Below are 14,423 nucleotides of genomic sequence, written 5' to 3' on the forward strand. Positions count from 1 at the left end.
TGACAAAGTATGGCCCAGCGTCCGTAGTTGGCCGATAGGACCTGTTCGATGAACGTTTTACAGAGCCGACATCGGAATCCTCAACGGCAGCTTTCCGGCGACTTGCGCGAATGCGTACTGCCGGCCAACAAGAGCCGTTGATGAACGGCCGGCAAACGGCTGAAGTCGGTTTGCTAGCGGTCGTTGGGTGATAGTCGAGGATATCAGGGGGCGAGGCTTTTCCGCACGCACGTAGCCGTTGATGGACACAGATTGGCAAGCTGCCTGCGTAGCCGTACTGTATCGCCGTACGTCGCGTGCTGCTTCGTCTCGATTGACGCCCGGTCATTGGCGGGGATGCGCTTTGAGGAACGGGCCTACTTCAGAAGCCTGAAACCGGTCCGATGAGCGGCCGTCAAAGGGAGCAGGCCAGTCAACCCTGTCGGCAGTCCCGACACACGACCGTGATTTCGGCGGCTCCATCGTCCGGTGCACAGCCGACGCGAGCGACCGACGCCGCGATCAGATCCCTTACTCCATTTGCTTCGACTTCTGAGACCTTGCTGCAGCGCCCGCAAATTGCAAAGAGACGATAGCCGTTACCCGTGGCACCGGCGCGCGCGATATAGCCGTTTACCGTGGCAAGCCGATGCGCCAGACCATTCTCCATCAGGAAGCCGAGAATCCGATAGACGGTCGCTGGATTTGCGCGCGGGTGTGTTTCCAGAATGCTGTCGAGAAGTTCGTAAGCAGTCACAAAGCGATTGTGCTGTAACAGCAACTCCGGCACCCTTGCGCGCATCGGCGTGAAACGGGCTCCGCGCTGCTCACATTGCACTTGTGCTGCTACGAGCCTTGCCTGCATATCGGTTGGGCCCGCGTCCCCCTTGCTTGCATCAGGCGCGTTCATTCTGCATGAACCTGGGTTCGCGAAACACCTGCCAGCGACCAGGCTCGTGCCCGGGTCCACACCTGCCCCACTCCGTAACAGGCGGCCCCAAGCATGCCAACGAAGAAACCGACTGGCCAGTTGGAGACATAGGAGAGGGCGATCGACGTCCACACCGTGACGAGCGAACTTCCAACCGACACGCATATCGCAAGAATCGGCCGGTCAGTCAGCGAGCGGGCCGCAGCCGCGGGCCCAATCATCAGGCTGAACACCAGCAGCGCGCCTACTACCGGGAGCGCCATTGCCGTCGCAAGCGCCAGGATGCTCATGAACGCAAGTTCCATCGCGCGGCTCGATACGCCTCTCGCCTTCGCCAGATCGGGCGATACCGAACTGAGCAGGAGTGGCCGGAAGAGCACAACCGTAACCGCAATCGAGAACCCGCTGATCGCGGCAACCGGCGCGAGATCGGTGTTGCTCACGCCCAATACTTCGCCGAAGAGAAGGGCATAGACCGCTTGTGAATACTCGCTCGTCATGCTCAGGAACAGCGCCCCGAGGCCTAGCAGCGTGACGAGGCACAGGGCGGTTGCGACTTCGGGTCTTCCGCGCCGGCCCAGCCAACTGATTCCAATCACGCCGAGACCAGCGAAGACGATCAGGCCGAAGAGCGGATTGATACCGAGCAGGCTTGCCGCTGCAGCACCGGGAAAGGTGCCGAGCGGCAAGGCGTGCGCGGCGAACGAGGCGCCTCGAATCACCACGAAGAATCCGATGAGTCCGGCGACCGCTGCTACGATGCCCGCCACGATCCATGTGTTGGTCATGAAGCTGGAGAACATGGTCAGGCCTCACCCGGTTCACGGGTGTTCAGGGCAATCCGCGCGCATAACGCGGACAGACCCGTGGCCCAGGCTGGCCGCCTTGCCACCCTCAAGGCGATCGCCGCCGGACCTATCAGGAGTGCGGTCGACAGGATGGCGCCGACGGTAATAGCTGATAGGGAAACGGCCAGCGCCAATACCAGCAGGTGCGATCATTCCGCTCGCACTGGCGGTGGGTACGGGAGCGTTGATTGCCGTGGGCGTGCTTTATCGTCCCTTGCTGCTCAGCTCCGTTGACCCAGAGCTGGCTGCGGTCATGGGCGTGCGGGTACGGACGGTCGGACTCAGTACGTTCAGGTGAGCGCGATCGAAACGGATCCCAATACGGATCCACACGCCTTCGAGGTCAACCCGAAGGTGGCAGCGCAGCTTGCTTCCGCCGATCTGATCGTCAAGAACGGCGTGGGATACGACGCCTGGGCCGACAAGATCATCGCAGCCGCGCCCAATAGCAAACGCAAGGTCATCGACGCCCAACACCTGCTCGGCCTGCCCGACAGCACGCGAAACCCGCGTCGGCGTACTCGTTTTCCACACCGATGGCGTTGATTACGCCAGCCGCCGCTGATGCCGCCATGGCGCTTCCCTGATGCACGGCAAGCAGTACCAATGCAGCCGAAAGGCTACCGATGGGCGTTCGTGCGCCGCGCCAAACAAACCGGTTTGGCTGTCCTGAATTCCAGGATACGCGGTGCTGAACGGAGTTGTAAAGCGCGGCGGCGATTTTTTTCATTGGCGTTCCTGGTCACGAAAAATAAAGTTCCGATAGATTTAGATACGTTATAACATAACAACTGTGGCGTCTAACGTTTCCACCGGACAGACTGGCCGTCCCGGACCGTGGCATCAGCGAAGCGGGCTGTCACGCATTGGGGCATCTCGACCGTAACCATTTGCTCAGCACCCGCGCACCTCGGTGGGCGAACATGCTTGAGCGCGTGCCGCTCACAGGAGAATGCAATGCAAGATGCAACCGGCTTCCAGCGTATCCCTACGACCATCCTGACCGGCTTCCTCGGTGCCGGAAAAACGACCTTGCTCAACCGCATCCTGACCGAGCATCACGGCGGACGCGTTGCGGTCATTGAAAACGAGTTCGGCGAAGCGGGCATCGACAACGAATTGCTGGTGCAGGACGGTAACGAGCAGATTGTCGAAATGAACAACGGCTGTATCTGTTGTACGGTGCGTGGCGACCTGGTGCGTATCCTTTCGACACTCGCCGCGCGACGGGAGACAGGAGAACTCGCGTTCGAGCGGGTCATCATCGAGACAACGGGTCTTGCCGATCCGGCGCCCGTCGCGCAAACGTTCTTTGTTGACGATGTCGTGCAGGAGAAATACCTGCTCGACGCCATCGTGACGGTGGTCGACGCGCGGCATGGCGGCGAGCAGCTCGACGAACATCACGAAGCGCAGGAGCAGGTCGGATTCGCGGACCGTATCCTCGTATCCAAGGTGGACCTCGTCGGCGAAGAGCAGGCGCAGCAACTGATGCGCCGGTTGCGGCAGATGAACCCGCGCGCGACGATCAGGCCGGTACATTTTGGCGAGACGGACCTGAAGCAACTGCTCGACATCCGCAGCTTCAGTCTGGATGCCATCGTCGACATCGAGCCCGATTTCCTTGAAGACGTTTCGCACGAGCATGACGACGATGTGACGTCCTTCGTCTACCGCATTACTGCGCCTCTGGATCGGGACAAGCTCGAGGCGTTCTTCAGCGCCACGGTTGCGATCTATGGTGCCGCGATGCTGCGCTACAAGGGTGTGCTGAACCTGGCGGGTGTCGACCGCCGCGCAGTGTTCCAGGGCGTACACATGATTTTTGGCGCGGATATCGGTAAGTCCTGGGGCGCGAATGAAACGCGCGAAACCCGGATTGTTTTCATCGGCAAACAGTTGCCACATGATCTTTTCAAGGCGGGCCTCGACAATTGTATGGTTGGCGAAGTCGTGCAGAACTGACACGAAGGATCGCAAGCCTGCTTGCCGCGCACACGCCTCGGCCAGCAGGCTGGCCGTGTCGATCATGCGATCTTCTTCACCACGTATGAGGCTCCACTTTTTCCATGCACAAGCTCCCCGTCACCGTACTGTCCGGCTTTCTCGGCGCGGGCAAGACCACGCTCCTGAACCACGTCCTGAATAACCGCGAAGGCAAGCGGGTGGCCGTAATCGTGAACGATATGTCGGAAGTCAACATCGACGCTCAACTGATTCGTGACGGCGGCAGCCAGCTCTCGCACATCGACGAAAAGCTCGTCGAAATGAGCAACGGTTGCATTTGCTGCACATTGCGCGAGGACCTGCTGATCGAGATCCAGCGGCTCGCGCGGGAGAAGCGCTTCGACTATCTGCTGATCGAATCCACGGGCATATCGGAGCCCTTGCCGGTGGCGGAAACCTTCACGTTCCGCGACGAACAAGGTCACAGCCTCTCGGATATCTCTCGCCTGGACACGATGGTGACGGTCGTCGACGCCTATAACTTTGTGCGCGACTACGGTTCCCACGACTTCCTGGCGGATCGCGGCGAAACGTTGGGCGGGGAAGACCGCCGCACCGTGGTCGATCTGCTGACCGAGCAAATCGAGTTCTGCGACGTGATCGTGCTGAACAAGACGGACCTTGTGAGCGCAAGCGATTTGGAGTTGGTCAAAGGCGTGCTGCGGGTGCTGAACGCCCGCGCGAAGATCGTCGAAAGCCGCTTTGGCCAGGTGCCGATCGGGCAGGTTCTCGATACCGGCCTGTTCGACTTCGAAGCCGCTGCGCAAGCGCCTGGGTGGCTCAAGGAGATGCGCGGCGAACACATTCCCGAAAGCGAACAATATGGCATCACCAGCTTCGTCTACCGCGCGCGCCGTCCGTTTCATCCGCAGCGTTTCTTCGACTGGATTCAGTGCGAATGGCCGGGCGTCGTGCGCTCGAAGGGGTACTTCTGGCTGGCCTCGCGCAACCATGCGGTCGGCGAATGGTCGCAAGCCGGCGCGATCTCGCGTCACGGACGCGCCGGGACCTGGTGGGCGGCCGTGCCCAGGCACGCCTGGCCGCAGGAGCCCGAAGCACAGGCGATGATCCGAAGCCGCTGGCACGAGCGTTTCGGGGATCGTCAACAGGAGCTGGTCCTGATCGGCACCGGAATGGACGAGGTAACCTTGCGTGCGTCCTTTGATGCCTGCCTGCTAAGCGAGGACGAACTGGCCCGTGATGAAGTCGCGTGGCACAAATTTACCGACCCGTTCCCTGAGTGGACACAGTAAGGTGTGTCCACCCAGGCAGTAACCTGGCACCATGCATACTCAATCGCATTGAGGTACTTCGCCTGCCTGGTGCGGGGCACTCAGGCGAGTTCAACCGGGCCGTGGTCGTCGCAATGATCGCCGTGCGGATGGTGCAGGTGGCCGTTGACCAGGTAGTCGACGTGATCGCCATGCGGTACCGCTTCGTGGCCGCATGCCGGCCCGTGGACATGTCCCGGCTCATGACCGCCGCAGCTGGAAGTACATTGATCCGGATTTTTTCCGCTCACCTCCAGCCGGTGTTCGTCCACGTGATCGCCATGGGGATGGTGCAGGTGACCATCATGCAGATAGTCAATATGATCGCCATGCCTGATCGCAGTGTGTCCGCAGTTCGGACCATGCTGATGGTCATGATGGGCATGATGCGGTTCGTTGCAGGTGCTCATAGCAATGCTCCTCGACTCACGTGATAGTGAACGCATGACGTGGGCTTCGCGGCGTGCCCGCAATGGGCAACGGTTAATCCGGCCAGATGGTAAGCGATCCTCCTTACGCACGGCGAAGCCAACGCCCTTTGTTTCCCCCCTAGATGATGCCATACCCCCAATAAAGTAAACGCGTCCGTGCTTTAATTAACTGGCGCGGCGGATTCGATAGTCGGAAAACATCGGGGCTTGCCTGGCAGGTCAGCGGCAAAACGCGTCATTCCTCCTTCGGTGGCTCATCAAATTCGGACGGCGGATGTTCACACACGTGTTCAGCCATGTCGCTGATGACACGCTTTACGTGCTCGTCAGCTGCTACACAGAAAATCTGTTGTCCGCGCCGATCGGCGCGCAGCACCCGGGCTGCTCGCAAAAACCGCAGGTGATGACTGACGAGCGTTTGCGACAGACCAAATTTTGCCGCGATGTCGGAAACGCACATCGGCACGCGAAGGCATGCCGCAGTTATTTTGAGGCGGGTCGGATCGCCCATCTGCCGGAACATCTCTACCAGTTCCGCGACCTGGTCGTCGGACAACTCGGATGCCTGCATTTTTGCATTCCAAAGAGTCACGTCGCCAATAGATGACGCACCGCCGCATGCACGGAAATACTGCGGTTGCCCGTGTCCTGCCAGGGGTCATCGGGATATCGACGTCGACCGATGGTTCTCGACACACTAACGGTGGCCGGCACCGATGTCACGAATCGCTTTGCCACAAAGCTTTGCCCAGTTCGACCGACGTCGAATGGCTGGGTTCCAGGCGCGACGAACAGGCTCGAACGTGTACGAAGGGTCGAATTGGGCGATTAGCTATCCGCAACCGAGCGATGGCGGCTGCACCTTCAAGGTAGCCCTTCGATCGGAGCCAGGTCGAACGGCTGCCGCCGCGAAGTATGGGTAGGATGGGTGGCGCGCGAATCGGCGCGGTCCGCGCAAGGATATCGGTGATGATCATCGATGCGCCGCAGCGCCGGCAGATGAAGGCCGGTCTCGTTTCGATGACGGTGTATTCGGGTGATGCGTTGACCTCTGCCGCGACTTGCAGCAGTTCACGCACCTTCGCGAGGTTGGCGCGGTGCACCGGGTTCGCAAGCAGTCCATAGTGACGGATGCGGTGAAAACCACCGGGAAGCACATGCAGCAGGAAGCGACGCATCAACTCGCCGGCCTCCAGCGTCATGGTCCTGGAGCGGGTGCGCCCTTTCGAACGATAGTCCTTCCAGCGGAACGTCACGCCGCGTTCATCGAACGCGAGCAGGCGCTGGCTGGAGATCGCCACGCGGTGTGTAGAGCGGGAGAGGCACGCGAGTACCGCTTCGGGTCCCGCAAAGGGACGCTTGGCATACACGACCCATTCGCAGTCACGCAGCGGCGCAAGCCACCGGGCAAAGACAGCCGGGTCGGCGTCAGTCAGATTTGCGAAACGGGTAACCGGACGACTAGTCCTTCGAGGTCATTGGTCAATTGAATCTGGCATTTCAGTGTCCCACGGTTCCACGGTCGAGCGAACATGGTCGTGGAGTCTGCCTAGCTCACCGTGAAGCCGCCGTCCGCGGCGATGATCTGCCCGGTGACATAGCTTGCGGCAGGGCTTGCGAGAAAGAATACGCTCTGTGCAACCTCGATCGGGGCGGCCATTCGTCCCATCGGAATCCGTCCTGCGCCTACGATCGGCCCTCGAATCTTGAACGTCGCGCTGATGTTCTTGCCGCCCTCGCTGGCCATGCCGCCTGGAAGGATTGAATTGACGCGGATTCCGTCGGCCGCGAACTCGCTGGCCAGTGATCGCGTGATGCTGTCCACGCCGGCCTTCGCGGCGTCGTAATGGGCGTTGACGCCCCACAGCGTGGGTCGAAGCGCGCCGACGGAGGAGATGTTGACGATCGAACCGCCGCCGTTCGCCTTCATGCGCGTGATAGCCTCTCGGCAACACAGGAACGTGCCCCGCAGCGTGACGTCTTGCATCTGGTCCCATTGTTCGACGGACATTTCAAAGAATTCGGCCTTCGAACGGTGCGCCGCGTTGTTGATCAGAATGTCGACACCGCCAAACTTCGTATCTACGGCTGCGAATAGTGCCTTGACGGATGCTTCGTCGGCCACGTCGACTTTGCATGGCATCGCAATGCCGCCGTCCGCATCGATATCCGACGCTGTTGCCGACGCGGCATCGGGGTTCAAGTCGGCAATCACGACCTTGGCGCCGGCCTCGGCGAGCAGTCGCGCAGTCTCGCGACCGAGACCTTGCGCAGAGCCGGTAACAACGGCGGTCTTGCCCGTGAGATTGAACCTCTGCGCGAGGTGCGCGCCAATCTGTGTTTCACTAAACATGGAATGCTCCGTTTTGAGTGTCGATGAAGGTCGCGCTGTCCGGTTCGCTTCAGTCTTGCCGCTGTGGCCCAATCGTTTGTAGTTCATCGGAATTCACCAGACAGTGAAGATGATTGGGTGCGGACGTCTTCAGCTAATCAGAAATCCGCCGTCGAGCGTAATCGATTGGCCCGTCATGTAGCGGCCTGACGGCCCTGCGAGGTACAGCACCGCGGCGGCAATATCGGCGGGATCGCCCCATCCAAGCGGCAGACGTCGCTCCGCATCCGTACCGGGTCCCGTGAGCTTTTCTGTTTTCAGGCGAGCCTGCATATCCGGATGAAACTGAACCTTGCCGGGCACTGCACCGGGAAGCACGCAGTTGACGAGAATCTGGTCGCGGGCATAGTCCAGCGCTGCGGAGCGCACTAAACCCGCTACGCCCGCTCGCGCGGCACCGTAGGCGCCATTGCCATTCAGTACGGCATGCGTGGCTCCCATGGAAGTCACGTTCACGATGCGTCCACCCCGGCCTGCGGCGAGCATGCGCTTGATCGCTTCTCGCATGCAAAAGAACACAGACTTCAGTTCGATCGCCATCACTTCGTCCCAGGCGGCTTCGGAGAACTCCGTAAGCGGCCCGTTATTGGTCATGGCCGCGCAATTGACCACGATGTCCGGGCTACCCCAGGCTGCGCTGACCTGATTGAACAACGCAATCACGGAGGTTTCACGTTCCACGTCTGCCTCGATAGCGATTGCTTCGCCGCCCGCCGAAACGATCTTGTCGACGACCGAGTGCATGTGCGCTGCGCTGTGATCGGCGACTACGACCCGTGCGCCAGCCTCGGCCAGCACAGGGGCGACATCGATGCTGGAATTGCATCCCTTGTCAGTCACGACAGCGATTTTTCCGCTAATGCCGAATAGCCGCTCAAGCAAGGATGTGGTCATCGAGTTGTCTCCAGGGGGCTGTATTTCGCTTTTGATGAATTCTAGCGACAACGTCCGACGCGCAATGGTTACCGTGGGGAACAATTAGAGTGAGCTGGTTTCACTAATCCCGCGCTCTAACGAACGGCAGGAATGAAACGACTCAGCGCCGTGCTAGCGGGCCTCGTGGAAACGGTGGGCGAAAATACGCACGCCGTTCTAAAACCGCAACGATTATACCAGCCGGGATTTCCCTCGTTGCGGGTCTTCGGACGTGCCGCGCAACATGTGCGTGGAGAACGTCGGTCCGGCAATGATGATGTCGGCGCGAACGCACATACAACCTCACAGGAGGGCGCCAAGATGAATGTTGCGAAAAGAAGCCCCGTCCAGATGGAATCGCACCGACCGCGGCCAGGTACCGGCACGCTTCCTTTGCAGGTTGAGGACATCACCTCTTCGTGGCTGACGTCGGCGCTCGCGCGCAGCCATGAAGGGGTAGCCGTCGAATCACTGGCCATCGACGAGGTGATGTACGGCACGGCTACCAAAGTCAGGGTGCGTCTTGCTTACAACGCAACAGGGCGCGAGCTTCGCTTGCCGGAGTCTCTGATCGTCAAGGGCGGTTTCGTTCCCGAGTACCGGAACTTGAACGCCTACATATACGAATACGAGGCGAAGTTCTTCAAGGAAGTCCATCCCTGCTTGCGTGCAAATGTGCCTGCCTGCTTCTATGCAGAGACCGAAAGTCGAAGCGGGCAGTCGATCGTGATCCTCGAGGATCTACGTTCACGGGAAGTGGAATTCTGTCGCGTGCAGCGGACGCTGACGTTTGCGCAGGCGGCGGCAAACCTGGACGCGCAAGCGCGGTGGCACGCGCAGTTCTGGCAATCGCCTGCGCTCGAAAGCGATGGCGAACTGGCGTGGCTCGCGCCGCAGGACCCGCTGCCCGATGGCGAGTCCGGCACCTATCACTGGGGCCAGTTGAAACCCGAGGTGTTCGCCAGCTATACACAGTTGCCGCGCGGGGCCGCCCTGCCAAAGCGGTTTCACGATCGTGACTGGATGGAGCGGGCGCTCCTTGATCTGCGCGCTTTCGACCGCATCGGGCCGATGACGTTTCTCCATGGCGATGTTCATCTCGGAAACCTGTATTTCGACCGCGACGGCACGCCCGGCTTTCTCGACTGGCAGTCATATCGACGCGGACCGTGGGCTCATGACGTCACGTACTTCCTGATATCGGCTCTGGATATCGCGGATCGGCCGAGATGGGAGCGCGCGTTGCTCGAATACTATCTTGAGCGGCTCGCCTTTCACGGCGTCAACAACCCGCCGTCATTTGAAAGCGCGCTAGATGCCTACCGGCGCCACATCGTCTATGGGCTGTTCTTCTGGCTCGTGAATCCGGTGGAGTGGCAGGTCGAAGTCAACAATTGTGCAGTTGCGCCTCGGTTCGCGATGGCGGCACTCGATCACGAGATTCATGACCTCATGGGCCGATAACCCACCAGGCGTTGAGCGACACGCACTTGACGTCGCCACTTCCGCGGGAGTACATTTTTACGATCGATATTCAAAAATGTGAATGGCGGGAATGATAAAGGAGGCAAAGCATGTCGGAAATGGTCGCTCGACGCAGCACAACCTGGCCCAGCGTGTATGCGTGGGCAGGGCTCGGTGCCCTTTTCGCTTTTGCACAAATCCGCACCTACGTCGCATGGATTCGTTCGGAGGACTTCCGCCCCGTCGAGTTGGGCGCGGATCCACTACCGGAATCCGTGAAGGCGACGATCGACCATTACCAGTGGGTCAGCGTGCTGATCCTGATTCCCGTAGCGATCTGGTATGTCTACGGAATCGTCAAAAGTCGTCGCATCGACGCGGTGCGTTTGATGATGATCGGTTGGCTCTCGGCATATTGGCTTGATCCATGGCTGGACTTTCTTCGCCCGATGTTCACCTATAACGCCTATGCGCTGAACTACGGCTGCTGGTGTCGCTTCATTCCATTCTGGCAATCGTCCCATGCTCGCATCGCTGAGCCTATCCTGATCGATGCGCCAAGCTACTTCTATACCTTTACAGGCACCGCCGTAGTGGCGGTGTGGGCCATGCGCGCGGTCCGTAAGCGTTGGCCCCGCGCGGGCAACGTACGACTCGCACTCGCTGGTTTTGCCGCCATCTGGATGACAATGGGGTTGCTCGACATCGCGGCCAGCCGCTTCATGGGCTTCGACGCGTGGCCGGGTGCGTTCCAGAGTGTCTCCTTCTGGGGCGGTCACTACTACCAGTTTCCGGTCTATGAGTTCCTGCTGTTTCCGTCTGCTTTCGTGGCGTCGGCCTTCCTTCTGCTGAACGTCGACGAAGACGGATATACGGCCATCGAGCGAGGTGTCGATCGTGTCGGTTGCCATCCAGCGGTGCGCACGGCGCTTCGGGTGCTGGCTTTCATCGCGTTTTGCAACATACTGAATCTGGCCTACACGACCGCGATGGGTGTGCACGCGGTGTATGCCGATCCGTGGCCGGCAGATATGCCGAGCTGGCTTGCTAACAACCGTTAGGCGCACAGTGCCCGCCATCGTCAAACGCCACAGCGGATAACCGATGACGCATTGCAAGCCACATCGCTTCGCCGACGTCGAGTATCGTGTAGAAGACGAAATCGCTATCGTCACGATGAGCCATCCGCCAGTGAACGGATTAGGTCTGGGAATCCGTCGCGGACTCGTTGCCGCGTTTGAAGCGGCCCGGTGCGACGTGCGGGTTCGCGCGATCGTACTCAATGGTAGTGGACGCGGCTTTTCCGCGGGAGGTGATATTCGCGAGTTCGGCACGTCCGCTGCCACAGCTTCGCCAGCGTTGTCGCTGCACGTTCATCCGATGATCGAGGCGAGCGACAAGCCGGTTGTAGCCGCTATCCACGGGTTTGCCATTGGCGGTGGTCTGGAAACCGCGTTGGTGTGCCACTACCGTGTGGTCGCGGACAATGCGCAGATCGGCCTGCCCGAATGCAAGCTCGGCGTGATCCCTTTGTCCGGCACGCAGCGCTTGCCGCGTGTGCTGGGCTTCGCGAAGTCGATCGAATTCATTCTTGGTGCTCAAATCGTGCGCGCAGGAACCTTCCGGGGCACCGCGTTATTTGACCGGATCGTCGATGGCGATGAGCATGAAATGTCGCGCCTTGCGATCGAGCTTGCGCGTGAGAAGATAGGCGGTACATCGTTGCCATTGATTCGCCGGTTGCCATTGCCTGATGGCGATCCGGTTTCCATTGTCGCTGAAGCGCGCTCACGCCTCAGCTGTAGCGATGCAATAGAAAGCCAGTGTCTGGATGCCATCGCCGCCGCAGCCGAGTCGCCCGATTTCGATGCCGGCATGGCCGCAGCGCGTGCAATCTACGATCGGCTCGTTTCGTCCGATCAGGTGTCAATGCAACGAGATCGGTTTTTCAAGTCGCGCCGGGACGGCTCCGCTCGATAAGTACCAGCTGATTTGCTACTACGCGGAAAGTTGCTTGCGCAGATCGCCTTTTCGCACCTTTCCCGAAGGCGTGCGCGGCAGCTCTGCAACGATGCAAAGTTGCTCGGGCGTCTTTTGCCTGGCCACGCCCGCGCCGGCAAAGTGGGTCTGGACTGCGATCAGGTCGAGCGACGTGCGTTCGTGCAAGACGACGACCGCACAGACTCTTTCTCCATATCGTGCGTCTGGCTGCGCCACGACGGCGACATCGCGCACGGCCGGGTGAGTGGCAAGTACTCGCTCTACTTCGAGCGACGATATATTTTCTCCTCCGCGAATCACGATGTCCTTCTTTCGGTCCGTGATGGTCAGGCAGCCGTTTGCGTCGAGACGGCCGATATCGCCGGTCCGGAACCATCCGTCGTGAGTGAACGCGGCCGCATTGAGCGCCGGGTCGGTGTAGCCGACAAACAGCTCCGGTCCTTTGATCAGAATCTCGCCGTCGCGTCCGGCAGGCATGTCGCTGTCCAACTCGTCGACAATGCGCACCTGCGAGCCGGGTTGAATGCGACCGTCCGTGCAGGCCCGGATATCAAAAGGCGAATCGGCCCAGCCGACACTCACTGTCGAATGCTCGGTCAGCCCGTACGCGCGGGTTCCCGCGAAGCCGGCCCGATCGGCCATGGCGACGTGCTCGGGCGTGACACCCGTGCCGCCGAGACCGTAAGAAGCGAGGGACGCCAGGCTGCGCCCGTGGCGGCGGGCGGCTTCGAGGAGCCCCTGGAGATGAAACGGTGTGCCGCCCGAGAGGCGCACGCGATACTCGTCGACCAGTCGCGCGGCAAGCGAGGCGTCCCATCGGTCCATGAACACCATCTCGGTGCCTGTAATGAATGGACGCAACAGGAAATTGAAGCCTGCAATATGGCCAGCAGGGAAGGGCGTGAGATACGGCCCAGGCCCGTCGATGAACGGAATCTGCCACTCTGCGCCTACTGTGCGATGAGAGTGCTGCACGCCTTTGGGCGAAGCTGTCGTTCCTGACGTGTACAGCAGCAGGCAGATGTCTTCCGACGTTGGCGGGTCAGCAGGGCGTTGTTCATGCGTTGTCGCGGCGAGTCGTTGCAGCGCGCCAAACGTGATGCCGTTCGAGGGCGCCCGATCGCCAACGACGATAACGCGCTCGAGGTCGGTGGCGTGTCGCCGAGCGCGGCGACACGCTCCAGGTAGTCGGTTCGGGACCAGAAATCGGGCACGCACAGAACGCGGGCGCGGGATTGTCGAAGGATGAAGCCGACTTCGGCGGGACCGTAGATGTGTACGATCGGCACGAGTACCGCACCGATCTCCAGTGCAGCCAGATACAGAAGCGCAGTCTCGCGCTGTGTGGGAAGCTGTATCGCGATCACATCGCCTCGACGCAGACCGACGGCTGTGAGTGCCTTGCCAATCTCCTTCGCGTCGTGCAGCAGGGACTCGGTGGTGCAAGTGTAGGCACCCGCCTGGGTATGAAAATGGAGTGGCGTCGCGCCGTGCTTTTCGACGGCGCGCGCAATCAGGGCCGCGAGAGGCAAACCGCTCGACCACGGCGCAGTTTTCGATTCGCGCAGATTGGAATTCATGCTAGCAAGGCTCGCAAGAGGCTCACCAGCGCGAGTGGCTGGTCAAGCATCATGTGATGGCCTGCGCGTGGCATCGTGATGGGACCCTTCGCGCCGGGAATCGAAGCTACGATGCGGCGCGCGCGATCGACGCTGACCACGCTGCTGCACTCGGCGTGCACGTAGCTGACGGGAACCGCGATGCGGGTCAGCAGGTCTTCTTCGCCTTCGACCGGCTGGAGATTCCGCAACTTCGGGTCGAAGCGCCATACCCAGCCGTCGGCGGTTTGACGAAGTGATGTCCGCGCGAGATGCTCGAGCAGCCACGGCTCGCAATCTTGTTCCGGGATGAGTCGAAAGCGACTGAGTGCAGTATGCCAGTCCGGATAGGGACGGGGAGGCGGGCGTCGTTCCACTGCAGGCAAGGTTTCGCCACGTAGCATGAAATACGAATCGAGCACGACTGCATGCGAGAGACGATCGGGAAAGGTCGCGCACGCCTGGAGCAGACGCGATCCGCCGAAACTGTGGCCCACCGCGACGCACGGTCCAGAGCCGATTGCATCCACGACAGCGACGAGGTCGCGCACGAACAACGTCGGCGCTGTATTCCTGCCTGTAGGCG

At 60.6% G+C, this 14,423-nt stretch carries 15 protein-coding genes and 2 pseudogenes; 7 read left to right on the forward strand and 10 right to left on the reverse strand.

Annotated features, from left to right (window positions below):
- Positions 1-412: 412 nt before the first annotated feature.
- The 3 genes from OKW28_RS10650 to OKW28_RS10660 are packed head-to-tail and all read right to left on the reverse strand — an operon-like array spanning position 413 to position 1,892.
- Positions 413-889, reverse strand: coding sequence for a Fur family transcriptional regulator (locus OKW28_RS10650; protein WP_429445322.1), 477 nt, complete (start codon positions 887-889; stop codon positions 413-415).
- Positions 886-1,713, reverse strand: a complete 828-nt coding sequence (locus tag OKW28_RS10655; RefSeq protein WP_429445324.1) for a metal ABC transporter permease — start codon at positions 1,711-1,713, stop codon at positions 886-888. The genes OKW28_RS10650 and OKW28_RS10655 overlap by 4 nt, the downstream gene beginning before the upstream one ends.
- A 2-nt stretch (positions 1,714-1,715) precedes the next feature.
- Positions 1,716-1,892, reverse strand: coding sequence for a metal ABC transporter permease (locus OKW28_RS10660; protein ID WP_429445326.1), 177 nt, complete (start codon positions 1,890-1,892; stop codon positions 1,716-1,718).
- 160 nt (positions 1,893-2,052) lie between these two features.
- Here OKW28_RS10660 and OKW28_RS10665 point away from each other — a divergent pair, with 160 nt between their 5' ends.
- The 4 genes from OKW28_RS10665 to OKW28_RS10680 all read left to right on the forward strand — a co-directional run bounded on the left by OKW28_RS10665 (position 2,053) and on the right by OKW28_RS10680 (position 5,470).
- Complete coding sequence (locus OKW28_RS10665; RefSeq protein ID WP_429445328.1) at positions 2,053-2,304, forward strand: metal ABC transporter solute-binding protein, Zn/Mn family; 252 nt, start codon at positions 2,053-2,055, stop codon at positions 2,302-2,304.
- Positions 2,305-2,715: 411 nt separating this feature from the next.
- Positions 2,716-3,723 (forward strand): CobW family GTP-binding protein, encoded by a 1,008-nt coding sequence (locus OKW28_RS10670; protein WP_429445330.1) that lies wholly within the window; start codon positions 2,716-2,718, stop codon positions 3,721-3,723.
- 104 nt (positions 3,724-3,827) lie between these two features.
- Complete coding sequence (zigA, locus tag OKW28_RS10675; protein ID WP_429445332.1) at positions 3,828-5,018, forward strand: zinc metallochaperone GTPase ZigA; 1,191 nt, start codon at positions 3,828-3,830, stop codon at positions 5,016-5,018.
- A 113-nt stretch (positions 5,019-5,131) separates the two neighbouring features.
- Positions 5,132-5,470 (forward strand): hypothetical protein, encoded by a 339-nt coding sequence (locus OKW28_RS10680; protein WP_429445333.1) that lies wholly within the window; start codon positions 5,132-5,134, stop codon positions 5,468-5,470.
- A gap of 232 nt (positions 5,471-5,702) precedes the next feature.
- On the opposite strand, the gene OKW28_RS10685 is transcribed toward OKW28_RS10680, so the two are convergent.
- The 4 genes and pseudogenes from OKW28_RS10685 to OKW28_RS10700 form a co-directional block, all read right to left on the reverse strand.
- Positions 5,703-6,038: an ArsR/SmtB family transcription factor gene (locus OKW28_RS10685; protein ID WP_429445335.1), complete on the reverse strand. Its 336-nt coding sequence runs from the start codon at positions 6,036-6,038 to the stop codon at positions 5,703-5,705.
- A 355-nt stretch (positions 6,039-6,393) separates the two neighbouring features.
- A pseudogene (locus tag OKW28_RS10690) lies at positions 6,394-6,909 on the reverse strand (IS91 family transposase); the annotation flags it as partial.
- Positions 6,910-7,016: 107 nt separating this feature from the next.
- The gene (locus OKW28_RS10695) at positions 7,017-7,820 is read right to left on the reverse strand and encodes an SDR family NAD(P)-dependent oxidoreductase (RefSeq protein ID WP_429292100.1); all 804 of its coding nucleotides are present in this window, start codon (positions 7,818-7,820) and stop codon (positions 7,017-7,019) included.
- Positions 7,821-7,949: 129 nt separating this feature from the next.
- A complete protein-coding gene (locus OKW28_RS10700; protein ID WP_429445337.1) occupies positions 7,950-8,753 on the reverse strand; it encodes an SDR family NAD(P)-dependent oxidoreductase in 804 nt (267 codons plus the stop codon).
- A gap of 132 nt (positions 8,754-8,885) precedes the next feature.
- Here OKW28_RS10700 and OKW28_RS10705 point away from each other — a divergent pair, with 132 nt between their 5' ends.
- The 3 genes from OKW28_RS10705 to OKW28_RS10715 all read left to right on the forward strand — a co-directional run bounded on the left by OKW28_RS10705 (position 8,886) and on the right by OKW28_RS10715 (position 12,218).
- Positions 8,886-10,238: an aminoglycoside phosphotransferase family protein gene (locus tag OKW28_RS10705; protein WP_429445339.1), complete on the forward strand. Its 1,353-nt coding sequence runs from the start codon at positions 8,886-8,888 to the stop codon at positions 10,236-10,238.
- Between the two features lie 110 nt (positions 10,239-10,348).
- Positions 10,349-11,299 carry a spirocyclase AveC family protein gene (locus OKW28_RS10710; protein WP_429445342.1) on the forward strand — a complete coding sequence of 317 codons (951 nt, stop codon included), beginning with the start codon at positions 10,349-10,351 and terminating at the stop codon, positions 11,297-11,299.
- Between the two features lie 43 nt (positions 11,300-11,342).
- Positions 11,343-12,218 carry an enoyl-CoA hydratase-related protein gene (locus OKW28_RS10715; protein ID WP_429445344.1) on the forward strand — a complete coding sequence of 292 codons (876 nt, stop codon included), beginning with the start codon at positions 11,343-11,345 and terminating at the stop codon, positions 12,216-12,218.
- An 18-nt stretch (positions 12,219-12,236) separates the two neighbouring features.
- On the opposite strand, the gene OKW28_RS10720 is transcribed toward OKW28_RS10715, so the two are convergent.
- The 3 genes and pseudogenes from OKW28_RS10720 to OKW28_RS10730 form a co-directional block, all read right to left on the reverse strand.
- Complete coding sequence (locus OKW28_RS10720; protein ID WP_429445346.1) at positions 12,237-13,457, reverse strand: class I adenylate-forming enzyme family protein; 1,221 nt, start codon at positions 13,455-13,457, stop codon at positions 12,237-12,239.
- Positions 13,451-13,819 (reverse strand): annotated as a pseudogene (locus OKW28_RS10725) (AMP-binding protein); the annotation flags it as partial. The pseudogene OKW28_RS10725 and the gene OKW28_RS10720, both read right to left, overlap by 7 nt.
- Positions 13,816-14,388, reverse strand: a complete 573-nt coding sequence (locus tag OKW28_RS10730) for an alpha/beta fold hydrolase (protein WP_429446917.1) — start codon at positions 14,386-14,388, stop codon at positions 13,816-13,818. The gene OKW28_RS10730 and the pseudogene OKW28_RS10725, both read right to left, overlap by 4 nt.
- Between the last annotated feature and the right edge of the window lie 35 nt (positions 14,389-14,423).

Origin of the sequence: Paraburkholderia sp. 40 (assembly GCF_050434105.1) — a bacterium.
Taxonomy (GTDB): Bacteria; Pseudomonadota; Gammaproteobacteria; order Burkholderiales; family Burkholderiaceae; genus Paraburkholderia; species Paraburkholderia tuberum.

Excerpts from the sequence above, each read along its gene's own strand:
- OKW28_RS10650 (WP_429445322.1), bottom strand. The coding sequence starts at position 889 with ATGAACGCGCCTGATGCAAGCAAGGGGGACGCGGGCCCAACCGATATG.
- OKW28_RS10655 (WP_429445324.1), bottom strand. The coding sequence starts at position 1,713 with ATGTTCTCCAGCTTCATGACCAACACATGGATCGTGGCGGGCATCGTA.
- OKW28_RS10670 (WP_429445330.1), top strand. The coding sequence starts at position 2,716 with ATGCAAGATGCAACCGGCTTCCAGCGTATCCCTACGACCATCCTGACC.
- zigA (WP_429445332.1), top strand. The coding sequence starts at position 3,828 with ATGCACAAGCTCCCCGTCACCGTACTGTCCGGCTTTCTCGGCGCGGGC.
- OKW28_RS10680 (WP_429445333.1), top strand. The coding sequence starts at position 5,132 with ATGATCGCCGTGCGGATGGTGCAGGTGGCCGTTGACCAGGTAGTCGAC.
- OKW28_RS10685 (WP_429445335.1), bottom strand. The coding sequence starts at position 6,038 with ATGCAGGCATCCGAGTTGTCCGACGACCAGGTCGCGGAACTGGTAGAG.
- OKW28_RS10695 (WP_429292100.1), bottom strand. The coding sequence starts at position 7,820 with ATGTTTAGTGAAACACAGATTGGCGCGCACCTCGCGCAGAGGTTCAAT.
- OKW28_RS10700 (WP_429445337.1), bottom strand. The coding sequence starts at position 8,753 with ATGACCACATCCTTGCTTGAGCGGCTATTCGGCATTAGCGGAAAAATC.
- OKW28_RS10705 (WP_429445339.1), top strand. The coding sequence starts at position 8,886 with ATGAAACGACTCAGCGCCGTGCTAGCGGGCCTCGTGGAAACGGTGGGC.
- OKW28_RS10710 (WP_429445342.1), top strand. The coding sequence starts at position 10,349 with ATGTCGGAAATGGTCGCTCGACGCAGCACAACCTGGCCCAGCGTGTAT.
- OKW28_RS10715 (WP_429445344.1), top strand. The coding sequence starts at position 11,343 with ATGACGCATTGCAAGCCACATCGCTTCGCCGACGTCGAGTATCGTGTA.